Annotated in this window: 16 protein-coding genes; 9 read left to right on the top strand and 7 right to left on the bottom strand. The window is 56.3% G+C overall.

The window, feature by feature from the left end; translation table 11 throughout:
• Window positions 1-70 precede the first annotated feature (70 nt).
• From hpnJ to AC5S16_RS00590, 4 genes are all read left to right on the top strand, one after another.
• Window positions 71-1546 carry a hopanoid biosynthesis associated radical SAM protein HpnJ gene (gene hpnJ / locus AC5S16_RS00605; protein ID WP_493928063.1) on the top strand — a complete coding sequence of 492 codons (1476 nt, stop codon included), beginning with the start codon at window positions 71-73 and terminating at the stop codon, window positions 1544-1546.
• 77 nt (window positions 1547-1623) lie between these two features.
• Window positions 1624-2052 carry an EamA family transporter gene (locus AC5S16_RS00600; RefSeq protein WP_493928062.1) on the top strand — a complete coding sequence of 143 codons (429 nt, stop codon included), beginning with the start codon at window positions 1624-1626 and terminating at the stop codon, window positions 2050-2052.
• Window positions 2049-2444: an EamA family transporter gene (locus tag AC5S16_RS00595; RefSeq protein WP_493928061.1), complete on the top strand. Its 396-nt coding sequence runs from the start codon at window positions 2049-2051 to the stop codon at window positions 2442-2444. The genes AC5S16_RS00600 and AC5S16_RS00595 overlap by 4 nt, the downstream gene beginning before the upstream one ends.
• 55 nt (window positions 2445-2499) lie before the next feature.
• Window positions 2500-4377, top strand: coding sequence for a hybrid sensor histidine kinase/response regulator (locus tag AC5S16_RS00590; RefSeq protein WP_493928060.1), 1878 nt, complete (start codon window positions 2500-2502; stop codon window positions 4375-4377).
• Here the strand turns inward: AC5S16_RS00590 and AC5S16_RS00585 are convergent.
• The gene (locus AC5S16_RS00585; protein WP_493928059.1) at window positions 4374-5612 is read right to left on the bottom strand and encodes a M48 family metallopeptidase; all 1239 of its coding nucleotides are present in this window, start codon (window positions 5610-5612) and stop codon (window positions 4374-4376) included. The genes AC5S16_RS00590 and AC5S16_RS00585 overlap by 4 nt on opposite strands.
• Window positions 5613-5928: 316 nt before the next feature.
• Between AC5S16_RS00585 and AC5S16_RS00580 the strand changes: the two genes are divergently transcribed.
• A complete protein-coding gene (locus AC5S16_RS00580) occupies window positions 5929-8364 on the top strand; it encodes an ABC transporter permease (protein ID WP_493928058.1) in 2436 nt (811 codons plus the stop codon).
• Window position 8365: 1 nt separating this feature from the next.
• Here the strand turns inward: AC5S16_RS00580 and AC5S16_RS00575 are convergent, their stop codons facing one another.
• Window positions 8366-9019 (bottom strand): carbonic anhydrase, encoded by a 654-nt coding sequence (locus AC5S16_RS00575; protein WP_493928057.1) that lies wholly within the window; start codon window positions 9017-9019, stop codon window positions 8366-8368.
• A 143-nt stretch (window positions 9020-9162) separates the two neighbouring features.
• Here AC5S16_RS00575 and murJ point away from each other — a divergent pair, with 143 nt between their 5' ends.
• Entirely contained in the window at window positions 9163-10695 is a 1533-nt protein-coding gene (murJ, locus tag AC5S16_RS00570) for a murein biosynthesis integral membrane protein MurJ (RefSeq protein WP_493928056.1), read from the top strand.
• A 12-nt stretch (window positions 10696-10707) separates the two neighbouring features.
• On the opposite strand, the gene AC5S16_RS00565 is transcribed toward murJ, so the two are convergent.
• Genes AC5S16_RS00565 through AC5S16_RS00555 form a run of 3 tightly spaced genes read right to left on the bottom strand, consistent with a single transcriptional unit; the run spans window position 10708 to window position 13246 of the window.
• Window positions 10708-11190, bottom strand: coding sequence for a GNAT family N-acetyltransferase (locus AC5S16_RS00565; protein WP_493928055.1), 483 nt, complete (start codon window positions 11188-11190; stop codon window positions 10708-10710).
• A 7-nt stretch (window positions 11191-11197) separates the two neighbouring features.
• Complete coding sequence (locus AC5S16_RS00560; RefSeq protein WP_493928054.1) at window positions 11198-11608, bottom strand: VOC family protein; 411 nt, start codon at window positions 11606-11608, stop codon at window positions 11198-11200.
• Between the two features lie 3 nt (window positions 11609-11611).
• Window positions 11612-13246 carry an ankyrin repeat domain-containing protein gene (locus AC5S16_RS00555; RefSeq protein WP_493928053.1) on the bottom strand — a complete coding sequence of 545 codons (1635 nt, stop codon included), beginning with the start codon at window positions 13244-13246 and terminating at the stop codon, window positions 11612-11614.
• A gap of 250 nt (window positions 13247-13496) precedes the next feature.
• Here AC5S16_RS00555 and AC5S16_RS00550 point away from each other — a divergent pair, with 250 nt between their 5' ends.
• Entirely contained in the window at window positions 13497-14807 is a 1311-nt protein-coding gene (locus AC5S16_RS00550) for a hypothetical protein (RefSeq protein ID WP_493928052.1), read from the top strand.
• A gap of 232 nt (window positions 14808-15039) precedes the next feature.
• Here the strand turns inward: AC5S16_RS00550 and thiD are convergent, their stop codons facing one another.
• Entirely contained in the window at window positions 15040-15858 is an 819-nt protein-coding gene (gene thiD / locus AC5S16_RS00545) for a bifunctional hydroxymethylpyrimidine kinase/phosphomethylpyrimidine kinase (protein ID WP_493928051.1), read from the bottom strand.
• Between the two features lie 224 nt (window positions 15859-16082).
• Between thiD and AC5S16_RS00540 the strand changes: the two genes are divergently transcribed.
• Window positions 16083-16622, top strand: a complete 540-nt coding sequence (locus tag AC5S16_RS00540) for a septal ring lytic transglycosylase RlpA family protein (protein ID WP_493928050.1) — start codon at window positions 16083-16085, stop codon at window positions 16620-16622.
• A gap of 13 nt (window positions 16623-16635) precedes the next feature.
• Window positions 16636-17382, top strand: coding sequence for an orotidine-5'-phosphate decarboxylase (gene pyrF / locus AC5S16_RS00535; RefSeq protein ID WP_493928049.1), 747 nt, complete (start codon window positions 16636-16638; stop codon window positions 17380-17382).
• 558 nt (window positions 17383-17940) lie between these two features.
• Here the strand turns inward: pyrF and AC5S16_RS00530 are convergent.
• Complete coding sequence (locus tag AC5S16_RS00530) at window positions 17941-20604, bottom strand: ABC transporter permease (RefSeq protein WP_493928048.1); 2664 nt, start codon at window positions 20602-20604, stop codon at window positions 17941-17943.
• Window positions 20605-20623 lie beyond the last annotated feature (19 nt).

Here is a 20623-nt window from a genome sequence, read left to right as displayed (position 1 = left end):
CGAGGGTATATCCGCAGATACCCGCAGGCCCTGAAAATGTGACCCGGATGTTACACTTAAGGTTACGCACATGCCACTGAAAACACTGTTTCTGAACCCGCCCTCGTTCGAGAATTTTGACGGTGGCGCCAGCTCGCGCTGGCCGGCCACGCGTGAGATCGAGTCCTACTGGTACCCGGTGTGGCTTGCCTATCCGGCAGGCATGCTTGAAGGTTCGCGGTTGCTGGACGCGCCTCCACACCACGTCTCGGCGCAGGAAACGATCGAAATCGCCAAGGGCTATGAATTTCTGGTGCTGTTTACCAGCACTCCGGGCTGGACGGGCGACCAGAAGCTCGCCGAAGCCATCAAGCGGGTCAATCCAAATATCCGCATTGCTTTCGTCGGACCGCCGGTCACGACGTCGCCTGACCGCGCGCTGCAGGAGTGCGAAGTCATCGACTTTGTCTGCCGCCGCGAGTTCGATTATTCGGTCGTCGAATACGCCAACGGTAAGCCGCTCGACGAGATTCTGGGCATCAGCTATCGCAAAGACGGCAAGGTCGTGCATAACCAGGACCGGCCGCAGGTCGAGAACCTGGATGCGATGCCATGGGTCACGGACATCTATGCACGTGACATGGACGTGACGAAATACAACGTGCCCTTCCTGCTGCATCCCTATGTCTCGCTTTACTCGACGCGCGGATGCCCGGCGCAGTGCACCTTCTGCCTGTGGCCGCAGACACTTTCGGGCCATGCATGGCGCAAGCGCTCGTCTGACGATGTTGCCGCGGAAATGGCGCACGCTAAGGAGCTCTTCCCGCATGTGAAGGAGTTCTTCTTCGACGACGATACCTTCAACATCCAGAAGGCGCGCACCATTGAGCTGTGCTCGAAGCTCAAGCCTCTGGGACTAACCTGGTCCTGCACCTCGCGCGTCACTACCGACCGCGAGACATTGAAGGCCATGCGCGAAGCCGGATGCCGTCTGCTCATCGTCGGATACGAATCGGGCGACCCGCAAATTCTGAAGAACATCAAGAAGGGCGCCACTGTCGAGCGCGCCCGTGACTTCACGCGCGACTGCCATGATCTTGGGCTGACCATTCACGGCGATTTCATCCTCGGCCTGCCAGGCGAGACGAAAGAATCGATCCGCAACACGATCAACTTTGCTAAGGGACTCGATGTTGAGACCATCCAGGTCTCGATTGCGCATGCCTATCCGGGGACGGAGTTCTACGAATTCGCCAAAGAGCACGGCTTCATCATCAACAACGGCCAGATGGTCGATGATCAAGGCCACCAACTTGCGCATATTGAGTACCCCGGCCTGCCGAAGGAATACGTGCTCGAAATGGTGCACCGCTTCTACGACGAATACTACTTCCGCCCAAAGGCCGCGTGGCGAGTGGTAAGCAAGGCGATTGTGAACCGTGACCTGCCGCGCCTGTATCAGGAGGCGAAGTCGTTCCTGAAGCTGCGTTCGCAACGCAACAAGATTGTGAAAGAAAGCAAGCTGCAGAAGACGAATGAAACCAACCCGGTAAGCGCGGAAGTTTAACCGGCTTATAGCAGAGAATTTTGTAATCCCGGCCAGCCATGTGCTGGCCGCTTTCTCTTTTCATGACAAGAAGCACGATGACATTCCGGCGGTATCTGGTGCTGGCCTTCGTCACTGTTTCTGCACCATTGGGTGACTCATTTCTCGATCGCGGCATGAAACAGATTGGCCCGGTGTCGCTTGCGCATATCACGACGTTGTTTCACGCCGTCGCCACGCCGTGGGTTGCCGGAGGCATTCTGCTGCTGATCGGTTTTTTCGCCTCGTGGCTCACTGCCCTTTCCTGGGCAGATCTGACTTACGTTCTACCTGCATCCGCATTTGGAAACGTCATTGTCGCGCTGCTGGCCAAATTCTGGCGGCATGAAGATATTTCGTTTTCCCGCTGGATAGGGATTTTTCTCATCACTGCAGCGGTTGGATTCGTGATGCAGGGGCCATCCTACACGGAACACGAAAAGCCCGATTCTGCACCAACAAAAACCCCAGAAAAGGTCTGCTCATGATAGCGCCACAGCACTCAACGCTGGCAAATGCGGCGATGATTGCAAGCATTATTGTTGCCGCTACGACGGGAGACATTCTGATTGCTTCCGCTATGCGCCAGATCGGCGATCTGGATGAGATCAAGGTACATTCCGGACTGGCCGGCGCTATAAAAGCTGTTGTCACCAATACGCGATTCTTCTGTGGTGTAGCAGCGATGGCAGTCAGCTTCTTTTCTCTTCTCTTTGCTTTAAGCCATGCGGACCTGAGCCTGGTCGCTCCCGCCTCTGCTTCGCTTACGATTGTGACCAACACCCTGGCTGCGAAAATTTTTCTGAAAGAAAATGTGGACAAGCGGCGCTGGATTGCGGCGCTCTGTGTCTGCGCGGGCGTGATCCTGCTGGCTCATTAAGCGTGATACAGTCAATTTAATCGTTTAATCGTTGCAGCACCTATTTCCGGATTCGATGGCGGAATCTCTTCATACCGGCGATGTACAGGAGGTTACCGTCGACCTCTTTCGCGACAATCCCAATCCTATGTATATCTATGACGTCGAGACACTGCAGTTTCTCGATGTGAATCAAGCGACGGTCGACACCTATGGCTGGTCTCGCGAAGAGTTACTCCGCATGTCGCTTCTCGACATCCGTCCGGAGGAACAGCGCGAGATTGTCAGCGTCGCCGCGAGAGCCCCGGGACCAAAAGTATCTTTCGGCCCATGGCGTCATCGCTATAAAAACGGGACAGAGCGGCTCGTGCGTGTCACGCTGCACGACATTTATTTCAACTCGCGTGCTGCCCGCGCCATCACTGTTATTGACATTACCGATTCGATCCGAGCTACCGAATCACTGCGGATGAGCGAAGCTGAGCTACGCGCCCTTACGGACAGGCTTCCGGTGGCGCTCCTCTATCTCGATGCTCAGGGGAAATGCCGGCGCGCCAACCGCGCTTTTAAAGAATGGTTTGACATCTCCAGCGAAGAACTCGTCGACCAGGATTTCGAGTTTTTTATCCATCGCGGAGATGGTCAGCAATACGAAGGCGAGATGCGCCAGGCATGGACGCAGGCTTCACTGGGCGAAGCAGCCACCTTTGAGAAGGCAATCCTCATCCACAACAGAAAACGCAACATAGAGGCGACTTACACCCCGGACTTCGATGCTGCAGGCAATGTCCGCGGAGTGATCATACTGCTCCATGACATTACCGAACGCCGCGCGCTTGAAGACCAGTTTCGGCACGCGCAGAAGATGGAAGCAGTTGGACGTCTGGCCGGCGGCATCGCCCACGACTTCAACAACATTCTCTCTGTCATCAATGGCTACTCTTATCTTCTGAAGCAGGAGCTCGAAAACAAGAGCCGCCTTGAAGGCATGGCTGTTGAAATTCATCGAGCCGGCGAACGTGCCGCACGCCTGACGCAGCAGCTGCTGGCCTTCAGCCGGAAGCAGATCAGCCAGCCGCGCATTGTGCGCATTGACGAACTTGTCAGTGAGGATGAGACCATGCTGCGCCGTCTGATGGGCAATGAAATTCAAATCATTGTTCAACAGAAGGCCGAAAGTGCTTATGTCAGGATCGATCCTCAGCGGTTCAGTCAGGTTCTGCTCAACCTCGCTGTAAATGCACGCGATGCTATGCCGGCAGGCGGAATATTGACCATTCGAACCTCCGCCAATTGCCGTGAGGCGATCATAGCTGTCGAGGACACAGGCTCCGGCATGACAGAAGAAGTAAAGGAGCACCTCTTTGAACCATTTTTTACCACTAAGGTCGAAGGCAAAGGTACAGGGTTAGGGCTTGCGACCGCCTATGGAATCATTCGCGATGCAGGCGGCAGCATCGCAGTGAAGTCTGTGGAAGGTCAGGGCTCGATTTTTACTATGACGATCCCGCTTGCGGGCAATTCTGAAATGCAAGAGGCAACGCGACTGCCTGAAGAACACAATCATCGCGGCAGTGAAACCATTCTGCTCATCGAGGATGACGCCAATATTCGCTTCCTGCTGGCGCACACGCTGAAGACCTGCGGGTATAGCGTGATGGAAGCAGCCGATGGAGCCGAAGGGCTGACCATCGGCCGACAATTGTTGCCCTCGATCGACGCTGTAGTCAGCGATGCACTGATGCCGAAAATGAATGGGCAGGAAGTGATTGCGGAGCTGCGCCGCCTGCGTCCGGACCTGAAGGCTATGCTGGTAAGCGGCCACACAGACGCAGGTCTCGAAGACCTGGCCAATAAAACGCACGTTGCGTTCTTATATAAGCCGGTTCCGCCGGAAACACTGATCGCGGAACTGCGGCGTCTGCTCGACGCCGCTCCGGTCAGTCAGACTTAATTGTTATTGTCGCGCCGGTGTAGTGTTGGCCGGTCGTCGCCACCCTGCTGCGGATTATTCGGATCCGCATTGGGATCGGCTGTGCTCACGCGCCGTAGAGTCGGCTTTCCATTCTTGGTATCGGTCAGCTTGCGCTTATTCTCGATGCGCGCAAGACGCGCCTTCACATCGTCAAACTCCGACGTGGTTACGAGGTACTGGTCCCTGGCGGGCAAAATCTTGGCGATCTCTTCCTGAGTGTGCTGGATTCTGTCCGGAGTCTGCGGATGGTTGGAGAATGCCTTGGCTACCGCTCCCGGCTTGGTCTTCTCAAGATTCTGTACCTTTTCAAAGAACGTGACGAAGGCCTGAGGATCGTAGCCAGCGCGGTACATGTACTGCACACCGAGGTAATCGGCCTGTCCTTCGAATTCACGCGAGAACATCAGGAAGGTCATGGGGACAGCGAAGCTCACGGCTTCATAAATGCCGTAGCCGGTCCAGCTATAGCCCGTCATCATAATCAACGGAATCGTGCCCAACTGCGCGTAGTTCATGCGCGTCATCTCACGCGCTGCGTGGTGCGCGCAAACGTGCGCCGTCTCATGCGCCATAACGCCGGCGAGCTCTGACTCTTCGTCAGCTGCCAGAATCAGCCCTGAATTCACATAGAAGAAGCCGCCAGGCAGCGCCATGGCGTTGATCTCATCGGTGTCGATCACCTTGATCGTAAAGGGTACTTTGCAGTCTGAGTTCTTCACGATGTTCTGGCCGATACGGTTGACATACTCCGTCACAACCGGATCGTTGATCATCTTCGTGCTTTTCTCAATCTCGTCGGCGTACTGCTTGCCCATCTTGATTTCGGACTCGGTCGAGTACCAGTTGCCCAAGCCGCGCCCGCCGATGTTCCGCGTTCCAACAGCGTTCACATCATCGACGCTGCCCTGCTTTACATGGACCTCCTGAGGCTCCATGTTTACGGGGGGCGAAGTCTGTGGCGGGTTATCCTTCTTTGCAGCCTGCTGATCGCTGGTCTGACCGGATGGGATGGTGGGAGGCGTAGGAGTGTTCGTAGGCGTCTGCTGCGGCTGGCTCTGCGGCGCTGCGCTCGGCGGGCCTTGTGTCTGAGTCTGCGTTGGATCTGAAGGCGTGCCGCTCGGAGAAGGGCTCTGCGCAAACACTGCCGGGGCCAATGCCAGACTGGCGGCCAGCAACAGCTGAGGAGCAACTGTTTTACGAATCATTGTGGCCATAGAGCACACTCCTATCCATATAGACGATAGTATGCTCCTTTTTATAGACGATAGTATGCTCCTTTTTGTCAGCTTCTGCGCGGAATCCAAGCGACTGAATCCGTGGCATTTCATGGAATCAAAGGAAACATCTTCTGCCCTGTATCGTGCCAGATTCAGCTGCAGCCGTCCATTTCCGGTCAACTTGTTTCCGGAATCGAACACTTTCCTCATGTCCAGATGGCGGTTGGCCTGCAATTGATTGAAAAATCTACTTATTGCCCCAATAGCATGTTGGCCTTCTACATGCTTTTACCTCTCATTTGGGGGCCGATCAATGTATCTGCGCTACACACTACGCCAGCTTCGCAAAAATCTCGGGTTCACACTTACTGCGGTGCTGACCCTCGCCATCGGCATTGGAGCAACAACGGCCATCTTCAGCCTGGTCTATGCTGTGCTGCTGCGCCCGCTGCCCTTCCCGCAGCCTGACAGATTGGTCTGGCTGAGCCAGCAGGATCACTCACTTCCTGGAGTTGTACCCGAATCCCCGAGTTATCCCGATTACTTTGACTGGCGCGCGCAAAACCATACTTTCAGCGGTATCGCATCGTTTCGCGGAACCACTGCAACTTTCTTCCAGAACGGCGAAACGCAGCTTCTGGAAGCGCAGATTGTTTCCTCAAATTTCTTTCAGGTACTGGGTGTCGCTCCCACGATTGGCAGGGATTTCCACTGGGATGAGGAAAAAGCAGGCAATCATGCGGTGATGTTGAGTTATGAAATATGGCAATCAGCCTTCGGGTCAGCGCAGAACATTGTGGGTCAATCTATCAAGCTTGGCGATTACAGCTATCTTGTGGCTGGAGTCATGCCAAAAAACTTCCAGTTCCCACTCGGAAGTTCTGCTCCTCAGGTTTGGCTCTCGATTGCTACGGATGCAGATGGAGTTCATGGAAAAGATTCGGCAACCACTCAGCGTGGAATGGACATGCTGGAAACCATCGGGCGTTTAAAGCCTGACGTCACTCTGGATCAGGCCAAAGCTGATCTTGGAGTCATTGCAAACAACCTTGCGCAGCAATACCCGGACAATAACAAGTGGTACACGTCAGCGCTCATTGAACCCGAGCTTGACCATATCATCGGTGATACCAAACCCGCGCTGCATGTGCTTTTCGGAGCCGTCGCACTTGTCTTGCTGATCGCCTGTGCAAACGTTGCCGGCCTGCTGCTCGCCCGCGGATCGCAACGCCGCGCGGAATTTGCTCTGCGCACAGCTATCGGCGCCAATCGCGGCGAAATTATTCGTCAGCTGCTTTCTGAGTCCGTGATCTTGTCATTATGTGGCGGCATCGCCGGAATCGCCATGGCTGGTGGAATGCTCAAAGCAACCATCGCCCTGCTTCCGATAGATATTCCTCGCATCCATCAAGTCAGCGTGAATGAGACAGTTCTCGCATTTGCTGTCGCCGTCTCCTCACTCACCGGGCTGCTCTTCGGAATACTCCCTGCCTGGCGCATGTCGCAAGTTGAACCGTCTTCCGCACTGCGCGAAGGCATGCGTTCGATAAGCAGCGGACAATCCCGGCACAGACTTCAGAACGCGCTCGTCATTGTGCAGACCGCCATCGGCCTTATTTTGCTTGTCGGGTCAGGACTGCTGGTTCGCAGTTTCATCCATGTGCTGCAGGTTGATCCCGGCTTCGATGCAAGACATGTGCTGACAGCAAGGATCGGCCTCTCACGTGAACGTTATGGACACGACCAACGCTATCAATTTTTCGAACAGGTCTTGGAGAAAATTTCAGCCCTTCCAGGAGTACAGTCTGCATCCGCAGGATGGCCGCTGCCTTTTTCACATAGCTCTGCCACGGTCTCTATCGCAATTGAAGGAAGGCCTGTCGCCAAAGGAGATGAGCCCAGTGAAGCACTTGGTGTTGTTATGCCCGGCTATTTTGAGACGATGCGCATCCCGCTTCTTTCAGGCCGAACATTCACAAAACAGGACAATGTCAAAAGCGCTCCTGTCATGATCGTTAATCAGGCATTTGCTAAAAAATATTTTCCCCGGGAAAACCCCATCGGCAAACACATCCGCGCGGAACTTGGTGATGATGTGGTCGAGCATCCGATGCGTGAGGTCGTCGGAGTTGTGGGAAACACTAAGCATAATGGCCTTACCGCCAACGCTGCGCCTGCCTACTACCTGCCTTATGCGCAAGCTGTAATTACAGATCCGTATCTCACCATCCGCTCCAATGGCAATCCGACAATGCTGGCAAATGTTATTCGTAAAACCATCTCAGAGATGGATGCAACTGCTCCTGTCTACCAGGTCTCAACGCTTGAAGACTATGTTTCAAAATCTGCTGCACAGCCACGTTTCCAAACCATGCTACTTACTTGCTTTGCCGCGATTGCGCTGTTGCTTTCAGCAATCGGACTCTATGGATTACTGTCCTATATCGTGACCCAGCGCACCTTTGAGATTGGCCTTCGCATCGCCATCGGCGCACAGCGGCAAGATGTGCTTCGGATGATTCTGCGCCGCGGGCTGCGGCTTGCAGTCGTAGGTCTTGCCGTTGGTCTTGCGGCTTCGGCGGTTCTCACGCGCTTTCTGACGCACATGCTCTATGGCGTGAAGCCCATCGACCTGGTCACTTTTACTGTTGTCAGCTTCGTCTTGCTTGCAGCTTCGGCGCTGGCGAGCTTCGCTCCCGCATGGAGGGCCTCGCGGCTCGATCCGATGAAGACACTGCGCGACCAGTAAATTACTTCGTGGGCTCTGCAGCGGTCGGAGCCGGCTGCAGTTCCAGAGGAACGAACTGCCCCGATTCCATATCGAGGGCTTCGAGCGTGCCGTTGGGAATGTCGTACGTCCAGCCATGCACCAAGAGCTGACCGCTTTCGAGGCCTGCCGCAACATACGGATGTGTACGTAGGTGCTCTACCTGCTGCACCACATTGGCGCGGATCAGCGCGAGCAGCCGTTCATCATGCGGCGCATCCGGCGGAAGCGTCTGCTCGACCATGTCGAGCGCGTTAGCAGAAAAATGCAGCCACGCGGCGACATTCGGCAGGCCGTCGAGACGCCGATGGTCTAGCACCCCCTGCATGGCTCCGCAGTCAGAATGGCCGCAGACAATCACATGCCGCACCTTGAGCACGCAGACCGCGTATTCGATGGTGGCCGAGACGCCGCCCAGCATGTCTCCATAAGGAGGCACGATGTTTCCCGCATTGCGGCAGATGAACAGATCGCCCGGGCCGGTCTGCAGAACCAAGTCTGGAACGATGCGCGAGTCAGAACAGGTGAGAAATAACGCTTCGGGATACTGCACCGAGGCGAGCTTCTGAAACAGCTCCTTCTTTTCAGGAAACACCTGCTCGCGAAACTGTTTGTATCCCTTAACGAGGCCTTCCATCTCCTTCCATCTTCAGGCATGCGCCTCAAGATGTGCAACGGAGGGTGAAGAAGTGACCGAAGGAAGCGTAGTTCGAAGAACCGTATAATCATGGTTTGACCGAACCCAATCCACGCAAAAAAACTTCATCGCGGGCAGCGGCTGTGGCCGTTGCCGCAGGCATTCTTTCGAGCCGCATTGTCGGGCTTGTACGCGAACGTGTCTTCGCGCACTACTTTGGAAATTCCGGAGCAGCAGACGCATTCCGCGCTGCATTCCGCATTCCCAATTTTCTGCAGAACCTTTTTGGCGAGGGCGTACTCTCGGCTTCGTTCATTCCCGTGTATGCGCGCCTGCGCGCAGAAGGCAGCGATGAGGAAGCATCGGAATTAGCTGAAGCGATCTTTGCGCTGCTCTTCCTGATTACATCGATCCTGGTACTTGCTGGAGTCTTTGCTGCTCCGTGGCTCATTGATGCGATTGCGCCTGGTTTTCATGGCCCCAGGCGGATACTCACTATCCATCTTGTTCAGATACTCTTTCCCGGCGCTGCATTGCTGGTCTTTTCTGCATGGTGTTTGGGGATTCTCAACAGCCATCGCAAATTTTTTCTGTCTTATGCAGCACCAGTGATATGGAATATCTCGATCATCGCGGCGCTCTATTGGAAAGGCGGACATCAGGATCAGGATTCGCTTGCCGTAACTGCTGCCATCGGCTCGGTCATCGGCAGCGGATTGCAGTTTGTTGTCCAGCTGCCGACGGTGATGCGTTTTCTCTGGCCGCTGCGATTGAAGCTACACTTCGGCTCGGAACAGGTCCGCATCGTTACTCGAAATTTCTTTCCTGTCTTCATCAGCCGCGGAGTGGTGCAGATCAGCGCTTATGTTGATTCCATGCTGGCGAGCTTTCTTCCTATCGGAGCAGTATCTGCTCTGGGCTATGCACAAACGCTCAACACGCTGCCTGTCAGTCTCTTCGGCATGGCGATTTCTGCTGCCGAACTTCCTGCGATGTCGAGTGAACTGGGTACACAGGAAGAGATCGCCACGGCACTGCGCAACCGTCTCGCAGCCGGCCTGCAAAACATTGCATTCTTCGTCGTTCCTTCGGCTGTCGCGTTCATCGTGCTGGGCGACATGATTGTCTCTACCATCTACCGCTCGGGACACTTTCAAGGGAGCGACGTCATCTTTGTCTGGAGAGTGCTTGCAGGTTCGGGCGTTGGCCTTCTTGCTTCTACTTCTGGACGCCTTTACTCCTCGGCTTTTTACGCGTTGCGCAACACGCGCACACCGCTGAACTTCGCCATCATCCGTGTAACGTTGACACTGGCGCTGGGATATCTATTCGCGCTGCCATTGCCCAAGTTGCTCGGAATTGACCGGCTATGGGGCGTGGCTGGTCTGACTTTGTCAGCAGGCATGGCCGGATGGGTTGAGTTCACACTGCTGCGCCGCGCTCTCCATCAGCGCATCGGCGTTGTTCCATTTTCCGGCTCGCGACTGGCAAAGCTGTGGCTGGCAGCCATCGTGGCCGCAGTGATTGGGTATGGCGTCAAGCGCATCTTTCCTATTCACAAGGCGCTGGTGCTTGGCCCCAGCGTGCTTGTGGTGTTCTCTGTGTGCTACCTGGCGCTGGTGATGATAATGGGCATTGCTCTTCCGGGAAGCCTGAAGCGACTGCTGCGCAGGTAATCTCGGAGTCTGTCATTCTGCCGTGATCATATCCCTATTCAGGACTATCTCAATATCTTTCCAGACCAGGAAATATTTATTCAGATCTTCGGCGCCATGACGCCGATAGAAGCGTTGCGCCGGCAGATTATCCGGAGCAACATTCACACAAATGCGCCGGGAATTCTGTTCCACAAACCAGGCCGCCAGCAGACGCAGCAACTCCGAAGCAGCCTCACTTCCGCGCCTTTCCGGAACAACATTGATCCACTCGAGTTCGCCGTCACATTCATAACGCTGTGTAAGGTGCCCTGCTATGAATCCGATGACGGAATCCTTGTCTAACGCAACAAAGCTTATGCGAGGCTTCAGAGCTCGCTGTGGATATAACTCGCAGTTCAAATATTTCGAAATGCGATCACACCAGTATTCTTCCGTTTCCCATTCCTGAGAGCGGATGCGAGCCATAGCTGGAATGTCAGATTCTTTAGCCTGCCTGTAATTGAACTTGAGCATGCGGATTTTACGACTCCTGCTTTACCGACCACTGAAAGCACAGGTTGTATCCATCCGGGTCGTGCAGATAAAGCTGCCTCATGCCATACCAGGCATTTTTGGGTTCCTTAATATCGAGGCCCTTTTCCCGAAGATAGCGGTACACTGCATCCACGTCCCGATGGCCGAAGTACAGACAGGTATCGTCATGAGTCAAAACCCGAGCCTTGTCCGGAGCAGGCGGTCGATGTTCGCGCTCATACGCGGTATTGAGCATCAGCTCCACGCCATTCAGCTTGAGCCAGGCCCAGTCGCAGTCTCTGCCGGGAGCCGACGAACCGATCACCTCAAAGCCGAGCACATCGCAGTAAAACGCAAGCGACGTGGGCATATCGAAGACCTGAAGCAGCGGCGTCATGCCGCGAACATCGATAGCCATCGTTCACTCTCCATGCTGCGCAGCCATTTTCCCATATTGCCGCAACAGCGCATCCACCTCTTCATAGCCGCATGGAAACATCAGGCCATCCATCGATGCTCCTGAGCGAAGCAGCACTTCTACTGACTCCGGAGAACGGCTGTCCTTCCAATAGGAATCGATGCATGCGCGCACAGCGAGGGCGAGAGCTGTCCGTCCGCGCCCGTCAAGCGCATTCAGGGGAACACCGCGCTCAAGAAGCAGTTTCACTGTTGAATGTCGCGCGCGCCACGCCGCCACATGGAGAGCCGTACTGTTTTTCTCGACCTCCCAGTAGCCATCGCCTTTGTATAGCACTGTTGGATTCACCCCAAGATCAAGCAATCGCCGGACGCCTTCGGTGTTTCCGTTTCCGCTAAACTCAGCCAGCAGCGTTCCGCCTTCTGCTAAGAGTTCCTGCACCAGATTCGGCTCATGCTGTGCAATGGAATGAATCGCATCATCATCTGCATTCGCACATGCGGCGATGAGTCTGTCGACGCCTTGCAGCTCAGTGGGAAGTCCACGCCGTTCAAATTCTTCAAGCACATCACCGCGACCTCTCCGGGCAGCCATGGCTACAGCAGACCTGCCATAGCGGATATTTTCCAGTGCGGGATCGGCGCCATGATCCAGCATGGCCTGAATGTTTTTCAGGTGATTGTCCCGCTCGATGGCGTGTTGGAACGGAGTTGTTCTCCAGTGCATGCCCCGGTTGGGATCGGCTCCGTGCTCGAGCAGATACACTATGCCGTTGTAATCATGCCAGTCGGCTTTGCGCAGCAGCATGGTTGCGAGGCTTTCACCGCTGAGCTTCCCGCTCTCAAGCATGATTTTCAGGACTGTATTGTCATAGCCTTCGGGCACATGGTATGGGGTCTCCTCGTCATTCGGGTCGGCTCCGCGTTCCAGAAGGAGCCGCGTCAACTCTGCGTGTTGAGCAATCCCCGCCGCACCGTAGAGTGTTCCCTCCCACGCCGGACGCGGGTTGGGATGGTCGATCATCTCGTACCAGCCGGTGTTGGCATTCGCTCCCGCATCGAGCAGCGCACGCGCCGCTCGGACAAAGCTTTCCGAGCGCTCGTGATCGAGCCGCAAATACCGCGAGAAGCAAAGGTATGTCAGAGCATCCCATCCTCGCGGACCACCTCTGGCCGTAGCATTTTTAGAATCCTGTGCAAGAAAGCGGCGCACGCCGGCATCATCGCCAAGAACTGCCGCGGTATAAATGCTGGCTGATGCTGCCTGCGGATACTCGCCAAGAATTGCTTCCGCCCGCTCCAGCGTTCCTGCCCTGTGCCAGTCATTCATAGGAACGCACGCAGCCTGCAGGAAGGCGAAAACAGGGTCTTCAAGCGAGACTACGTCGCGCTGGATGTTTACGGTCTCGATGTACCCAGCGAACCTGGGCCAGCTCATGAATCCGTGTTCGCGGGCGATTACCAGCTGCGCATCGGTGAGCGCAAATCTGGCAATCCGAAAACCATCCGGGCAAGGATGATGCTGTTCGACGCGCTCCATCGCTTCGGAATCGCCGGCTTTGAAGCTCTCAGCAAGCTCCTTTGCTTGTTTCTTGTATTGTTCGAGGTTAGGGCGGGACGGTAATTGTCGTACGGGCATACGAAGCTCCTTTCGTTGCATGCCTGGAGTCCGCACGAATCAGGCTGGAAAGAAGATTCGCAATCTTCGCTGAATTGTAAAGGTGGGCACTGCCCTTTCCGCGGACTGGATGCGCCCTTCGCGCTGACTGCAAGCGTAATCGCGCGCCTCAATCGAAGTCAATGACCTTAAGCTTGTCTTCACTTTCCTCGTGCTAGGTTCGATCTGTTCGCGGCTCTATATTTCCCAAGCTCGACCGTCCAAGAGGCAGATGCGCTACAGATTCACGTTTGTATTTCTCCTGGCAGCCTGCTCAGTCTGTATCGCGCAACAAGCCACGATTCCTGCAGGGGTTCCGCTGCGCATCCAGATTGACAAGCGCTACCCCATCACGCCGGGCACAAAAATTGAAGGGCATCTGATTGCTCCTGTCTATCTTGTCGATCACGAGATACTGCCCGTTCATACGCTGGTGACAGGTTCTGTCGTTGCTGCGCATCCCGTCGATCATGCGACACGCAGGGATGCAGTGCTCAACGGGGACTTCACTCCGCTGGCCATGCCGGAACTGCACTTTGACCAGATCATGCTGCCTGATGGGACGACCGAATCCATATCGACGCACGTGGTCCAGCGCGACGGAGCGATCGTGCGCATGAAGTCGGGCAAGAAGCCTTCCATGACACAGCAGGCCGAGGAGCAGATCAAGCAGCGCGAGCACGATACGCTCGACCAGATCACGAAGCCGGGAAAATCGGACCGACTGCTGCACATGCTCTATGCCCAGATGCCTTATCACCCGCAGCGCATCTGGCCGGGAACACAATTTGACGCCGAGCTGACTGCCCCGCTCGCGCTTCCGCAAAAGGATCCACCTGCTCCCTTGCCGATAAAGGCGCTCGATGAAAAATCTCTTACAGGTACGCTTGAAGCGCGCCTTACAAAAGATCTGACCTCCGCCACTGCCAAACAAGGCGAGGTAGTTGACGCTGTGCTGACTAAACCTCTGCTCGACAATACAAACAAGCAAGTACTCTTGCCCGAAGGCACGCATCTTGAAGGAGTCGTACTGCAGGCAAAACCTGCACGCCGCTTCGCCCGCAATGGCAAGCTGCGTTTCACCTTCCGGAGTATGGAGTTGCCGCAGTCACTTGCTGCCGCTCAGGCACCGACTTCCGGACCTGTGTTGCAATCACCTACGCAACCTTCAACAGAACGCCAGATTCATGGACGGATGATCTCGTCAGAAGCCAACCGGCAGCAGAACGTCGCGATTGACTCCGAAGGCGGCGCCCAGGCTACCGGAGGACCGGATAAATACCTAGCTCCCCTGGCGCTGGGCCTTCTGGCTGCTGCCGCCGGAGAAGGCGACGGTGACAATGTAGTAAAGAATGGTGTTGTCGGCAATGGATTCGGCCTTATGGCACGCATAGCTACCATGGCAACTGCCAACAAAAGCGTGGCCATGGGCTTTGCTTACTATGCTCTGGCGAAATCCATCTACAAGCGCTGGATCGCCAAGGGCAGCGAACTGACATTCCCCAAGAACACGCGCCTTCAGATTGAGCTCTCAGAGCGTTGAAAATCTGTATGCTCTCGAATCTTCACTCTCTCCACACTCATCAAAAGAACAGTTCAAACAGGAGAGAATCCATGGCCGCATTTTGTGCTTGCTGCGGAGCAGAAATTACACCCAATGCAGGACCCTGCGTAATTTGCGGCACGCCGCAACACGGCAGCCTGCCTTCCGGTTCCCGGTTGGTTCCAGTTCCTCAGCGTAAGCTTCTCAAGGAAAATACCCGCGATTCCGCAGCTTAATGCCGGCTTTTCAGCATAAACAAATGATGCATCGGCCCCTTGCCGCGACCGACCGGATAAGCCGCTTTGAGCGCTGCGGCCACATAAGCCTTGGCTTCCCGTGCTGCGGTTTCTGCATTTTTGCCATGGATCAACTGACAAAGCAGCGCTGACGAAAGAGCGCAGCCAGTCCCGTGGGTTGAGTTGGTCTCGACCTGTTCTCCCTCAAGCCATGTGGGCCGTCCATCCGGGGCAAGGAGAAAGTCGTCGGGGTGGTCAAGATGGCCTCCTGTCACTAAAACATGGAGATCAGGATTCCCTGCCTTCGTTGCCAGCTGCTGCAATTTTTTGGCGGCATCCGGAATTTCATCCCGCTTTAAAGTCTTCACCTGAACCAAAGCAGCCAGTTCATCCAGGTTCGGCGTAATCCAACCTATCTGGCTGAGAAGCTCGCCCCGCAGGCGGTCGACTCCCGCCGGACTCAGGAGTTCTTTACCTGAGCTGGAGCGAATGATGGGATCGAGAACGATCCTGTGGCGCTCGATTCCTGCGGAAGACAGAAACGCTGCTACTTCTCCGACTGCGTCCGCCGTGGCCAGCATCCCGATCTTTGCTCCGGCAGGAGTTACGTCTTCCCGCAGGCATGCCAGTGTCTCCCGAATGGTTGCCGGGGACAGCGGTTCTACCCGCTGGACTCCTAGGGTCGATTGGACGGTGAGCGCTGTAATGCATGCCATTCCATAGACCTGATGGGCGGCAAAGACTTTTAAATCTGCAGTGATTCCAGCACCGGAAGACGGGTCGAACCCGGCAATCGTCAGTGCTATGGGCCGCACAGATTGAGAAAAATCCTTTTTCTCTTGCCCGTCGTCAGCAGAGTTTGTTATCACTCTTTCATCTTAGTGCCAGATTTCTACCGGGCCTAAGGCGAAGACCATCCCGCCGAAATGGGATAGCGTTTACCACAAAAGCTGGATTCCAGCAAGTGAAAAATCTGGCAACCCCTGATTTTGGTTTGACTTAGGTCATCTGCCTCCCTACAATTCTTAATGGAGGTCTCGTGAACGCTATCGGCAGCGATACGAAACGAAATCCTAAGCTCTCGACCTATGCTGGGGTATTGCTGACCGCCATGGTTGGCCTCTTCAGTGTAAAGACCGCGGTGCCGGTTTCCACCCATAACCCGCAGCCGCCTGCGCTCCCCGAACAGAAACCGGATGCCAAGAAACAGGATGCTCCCAAGAAGCGTCATTGGTACCAGCTTGGCCGCGCCTCCTGGTACGGCGAGGACTTCCAGGGACAGCAGACTGCCAGCGGCGAAGACTTCGACATGAACAAACTAACGTGCGCCCATCGCAGCCTTCCTATCGGCTCGCTGATCCGGGTCACGAATCTCCGCAACCACAAGTCCGTTGTGGTGCGCGTGAATGACCGCGGTCCCATGCTCGAAAGCCGCGTGATCGACCTTTCTTATGCCGCTGCGCATTTCCTTGGTTTCAACAGCAGAGGGACGGCGCCTGTGCGCCTCGACCTGGTGGACACGAAGAAAGATCTGGCCCAGTTGACTTATCCGCTGACGCCGGCTTTAGCAAAGCCGTAAAATCGTCTTCGATATGTCCCCCTCTCAGCAAGCACCACAGGAAACCCCTGCGCGCGATCTGACTTCGGCGCAGGGGAAACTGATCGTTGCCCTTGATTTCCCTTCCGCTTCGCAGGCTCTCTCCCTTGTCGATCACCTTGAAAATCAGTGCCGCTGGTTCAAGGTCGGGCTCGAACTCTATCTTGCCGCCGGAAACAGCGTTGTCGAAACTCTCAAAAGACGCGGCTATTCCGTCTTTCTGGATTTGAAGCTGCATGATATTCCCAACACCGTGGCGGGAGCGGTGCGCTCGGTCGCAACCTTAGGAGCAGACCTGCTGACCGTACATGCAGGCGGGGGGCCTGCCATGCTGGCTGCCGCGGCTGGGGCTGCCGCTTCGGTGTCCAGCGCGCCGCGACTGCTGGCGGTCACGGTCCTCACCAGCATGGACGCTCAACAGCTGGCGGCCATAGGGATTCCCTCCTCCCCGGCCGAGGAGGCGCTCAGGCTGGCCAAGGTGGCGCACGGTTCAGGGATCCATGGACTTGTGTGCAGTCCGGAGGAAGCAGCCGAGATGCGGCGGGCGCTGCCGGATTCTATCCTGGTGACTCCGGGGATTCGTCCGGCGGGATCAGAGGTGGGAGATCAGAAGCGTGTGGCTACGCCTGCCGCGGCTCTCACTGCGGGAGCTGACTATCTGGTGGTGGGCAGGCCGATCACTCAGGCTGCGGACCCGGCGGCTGCTGCCGGCGCCATTCTTGAAGAGATGAAACAGTTCTGAGAGGGGTACCCCCCTCCCCCTATGTAGCACTTCGTTTTATTTGTTTTCAATGACTTACGAGGGGGTCACCCCCTGCTATGTGATTGATTCTTCTATTGCTTGTGCACTACTCCAGTGTTTTCATATATTTAGAGGGTAATCTGTTTGGGGTATTACCCTACGGGGTGCAGCGCTCAGGGTACGGATTTGTGGTCTCACTCATCTTTACTACCCCACTCAAGCCAAATGAAGGCTTGAATAGGCCCACCCGCTGCCGTCTCAAATCCGGGCCTGAAGGCCCTCTTCGTTGCTTCCTTATTCACCGGGCTAAAGCCCGGTGCTTCTACCCGTTCCATTCGTGCGCATCTTCGACAGCAGTCATGCACGTCTTCGACGGCGGTCTTTCAGGATTCAGGGACAGAAATGCCCGCGAGAAGCGGGCATTTCTTTGAATTCTTCCTCTATTTTTAGAATATCAAATTCAGCGAGGTGGTACGCCAAGTTTCTTTGGCTTATAAGCTGCTCTGTTTGTGTATCTTATGCAAATGTTGAGCACCGTGGAGGCTTGACATGAATTGCCTATTCGAGCCGGAGCGCGGTTATTGGATCGACGCGAGTCGCTCGTTTTGCGGGAATCCAGATGGCAAGCAGCGCGACGGCGCTCAGCAGCAGAGGCGTGACGACGAAGGCAACCGGGTCCAGCGTCTTTACTCCGAAGAGAAAGCTCGCCAGAAAGCGCGTGAGCCAGAAGGCCCCGCCGACGCCGATGATCACACCGATGAGGGCGAGCGTCATTCCCTGCCTGATCACCATATTGCGAAGATTGGAAGCCTGTGCCCCAAGCGCCATGCGTACACCGAGCTCCTGCGTGCGCTGCTGTACAGAGTAAGACATCACTCCATAAATACCGATGGCTGCCATGAACAAGCCAGCAGACCCGAAGACGGTAAGCAGCAGCATATTGAATCGCTGACGCGCTGTGTTGCGCGCCTCGATTTCGTCCATGGTGCGGATATGCGCAACCGGCAGGCCGCCGCTCGAGTCGCGCAGAGCAGTGGCGATGGGCGCTGCCAGCGTGTGCGGATCAACCTGGCTGCGGACGATCCACCAGAGCGGCGCTACGCGCGAGTTGAGCGCGGTTTCGAGGTCCGGCATCTGCGCCAGCGGGATGTACATGATGGGAAAGGGGGCGCGGTTCGGGCCGCCGTCGTGCGTGTCGCCGACGATGCCGACGACCTGACGGGGGCCTTCGGCAAAGGCCGGGCCGGCACCCGGCGCGATCTGGATGCGGTCCTTGAGGGGATCGCCTTTGGGCCAATACTGGCGGGCCATGGCCTCATTGATGATGACGGCGCCTGGAGCTGCTGCATCATCCTGCTGGGTAAAACCGCGTCCTCGCAACAGCGGAATTTTGAGCGCATTGAAATAGCGCCAGGAAATGGAATAGAAGCCAGCGTCGCCGGTGAAAGGCGAATTCCCCTTGGGGCGTCCGACCACGTCAAAGATCATGCCGAAACCACCAGCCATCGGCAGGCAATTGGTTACGCCAACATCGATGACACCGGGAACGGAGAGCACACGATCCGTGCCGTCGCGAATGACCTGAGCCACAGGCGCTGTCGTCTGGAAGCGTCCGCCGCTCATAGACATGGCCATACTGATGACATTGTGCGTGGCAAAACCGGGATCGACGGCCTGCAGCTTGAGGAAGGTGCGGATGAGCAGGGCGGCTCCGATGACCAGCACGAGAGTGAGGGCCATCTCGCCGATGATCAGCGCGGAGCGGAGCTTGCCGCTGCGAAAACCGACGCCGGAGCGGCTGCCGTTCTCATTGAGCGTAGCGGCCAGATTGGGCCGCGATGCGGTGATGGCCGGCATGAGACCGAAAAGGATTCCTGTGAGAACAGAAATGCCAAGCGTAAAGAGCAGGATGTTGATGTCGAGCGTTACCGCCGAGCCATCTTCTCCGATCCGTGGAATGTTGCCGGGATTGATGCCGAGCAGGAAGCGAACACCTGCAAAGCCAAAAAACAAGCCGAGCAGTCCGCCGGCAAGCGAGAGGGTAAGGCTTTCGGTAAGCAACTGCCGGATGATCTGGCCGCGTCCAGCACCAAGCGCAGCGCGCGTAGCGAATTCGCGCTTTCTCGACGAGGCCCTGGCCAGCAGCAGATTGGCGACATTGGCGCAGGCAATGAGGAGAACGAAGCCGACCGCTCCTAACAGGACAAGAAGCGGAAAGCGCGTATCGCCGATCGTCGATTCCTGCAGCGAGGCGACATCGAATCCGCCATTAGGCGGGAGCGAATCTTTGCCATAGATACGGCGGTATTGGTCGGCGGCGAGGCGCAGCTGCGCATTGGCCTGCGGCAGCGTCACACCGGGCCTGAGACGCGCGGCTACGGTAAAGTAATGAGCCATGTCCTGCGAGTTCAGATCAAACTGGAAAGGCACCCAGAGATCGGCGGGCGTCTCGGTCACGAACCCGCGCCCGATCACGCCGACAATCAGATAAGGCTCTCCGTCAAGCTGGATGGTCGATCCAATAACATTTGGATTCGCCCCGTAGCGGTTCTTCCACAAGCCATAGCTCAGCACGGTAACGTGCCCGCCGTGCGGGCTGTCTTCCGCAGCGGTAAAGGCGCGTCCGGCAACAACCGGAGCGCCGAACATGGCGAAGTAATCTGCAGAAACGTGCATGCCCTGCACCTGTTCCGGATGATCTCCGCCGGTGATATTCATTCCGGCGCCGCCGAAGTCGTAGGCCGCGACCTGCGAGAAAATATTCGTCTGCTGGCGCCAGATGTTGAACTTAGGGATGTTCGCGCCGGCGAATGTACCCTGGGCGCTGGTGTTTCTCAGCTGCATCAGCGCCTGCGGATCGGGATAGGTCAGCGGCTTGAGCAGCACCGTATTGATGACCGAAAACACCGCCGTGTTCACACCGATGCCGACGGCAATCACAAGAATGGCGACCATGGTGAAGCCCGGGGTCCTGGAGAGCCCGCGCAGCGCGAAGCGCAGGTCGCGCCACAGGTCTTCGACCCAGGGAAACGACCGATAGCGCCACACCCGCTCACGGGTCGAGCGGGGGTTGCCGAAGCGCACATGCGCCTGGCGGCGCGCTTCTTCCGGAGAAAGACCGCGCGCGGCGTTGGCGTCCTGTGCATGGGCAAGGTGAGAGTCGATCTCCTCGGCCAGGTCTTTGTCTTTCCCGGTCCGGTCCGTGAAGCGCCGTAAGCTCATGTGCGTTTCCCTTCTGCTT

Source organism: Acidobacterium sp. FHG110202_01 (genome assembly GCF_059115305.1).
This window is presented reverse-complemented; position numbering and strand designations above follow the sequence as displayed.

Bases quoted from the DNA above. Each gene is read 5' to 3' on its own strand.
- hpnJ (WP_493928063.1), top strand. From the start codon at position 71: ATGCCACTGAAAACACTGTTTCTGAACCCGCCCTCGTTCGAGAATTTT.
- AC5S16_RS00600 (WP_493928062.1), top strand. From the start codon at position 1,624: ATGACATTCCGGCGGTATCTGGTGCTGGCCTTCGTCACTGTTTCTGCA.
- AC5S16_RS00595 (WP_493928061.1), top strand. From the start codon at position 2,049: ATGATAGCGCCACAGCACTCAACGCTGGCAAATGCGGCGATGATTGCA.
- AC5S16_RS00590 (WP_493928060.1), top strand. From the start codon at position 2,500: ATGGCGGAATCTCTTCATACCGGCGATGTACAGGAGGTTACCGTCGAC.
- AC5S16_RS00585 (WP_493928059.1), bottom strand. From the start codon at position 5,612: ATGGCCACAATGATTCGTAAAACAGTTGCTCCTCAGCTGTTGCTGGCC.
- AC5S16_RS00580 (WP_493928058.1), top strand. From the start codon at position 5,929: ATGTATCTGCGCTACACACTACGCCAGCTTCGCAAAAATCTCGGGTTC.
- AC5S16_RS00575 (WP_493928057.1), bottom strand. From the start codon at position 9,019: ATGGAAGGCCTCGTTAAGGGATACAAACAGTTTCGCGAGCAGGTGTTT.
- AC5S16_RS00565 (WP_493928055.1), bottom strand. From the start codon at position 11,190: ATGCTCAAGTTCAATTACAGGCAGGCTAAAGAATCTGACATTCCAGCT.
- AC5S16_RS00560 (WP_493928054.1), bottom strand. From the start codon at position 11,608: ATGGCTATCGATGTTCGCGGCATGACGCCGCTGCTTCAGGTCTTCGAT.
- AC5S16_RS00555 (WP_493928053.1), bottom strand. From the start codon at position 13,246: ATGCCCGTACGACAATTACCGTCCCGCCCTAACCTCGAACAATACAAG.
- AC5S16_RS00550 (WP_493928052.1), top strand. From the start codon at position 13,497: ATGCGCTACAGATTCACGTTTGTATTTCTCCTGGCAGCCTGCTCAGTC.
- pyrF (WP_493928049.1), top strand. From the start codon at position 16,636: ATGTCCCCCTCTCAGCAAGCACCACAGGAAACCCCTGCGCGCGATCTG.
- AC5S16_RS00530 (WP_493928048.1), bottom strand. From the start codon at position 20,604: ATGAGCTTACGGCGCTTCACGGACCGGACCGGGAAAGACAAAGACCTG.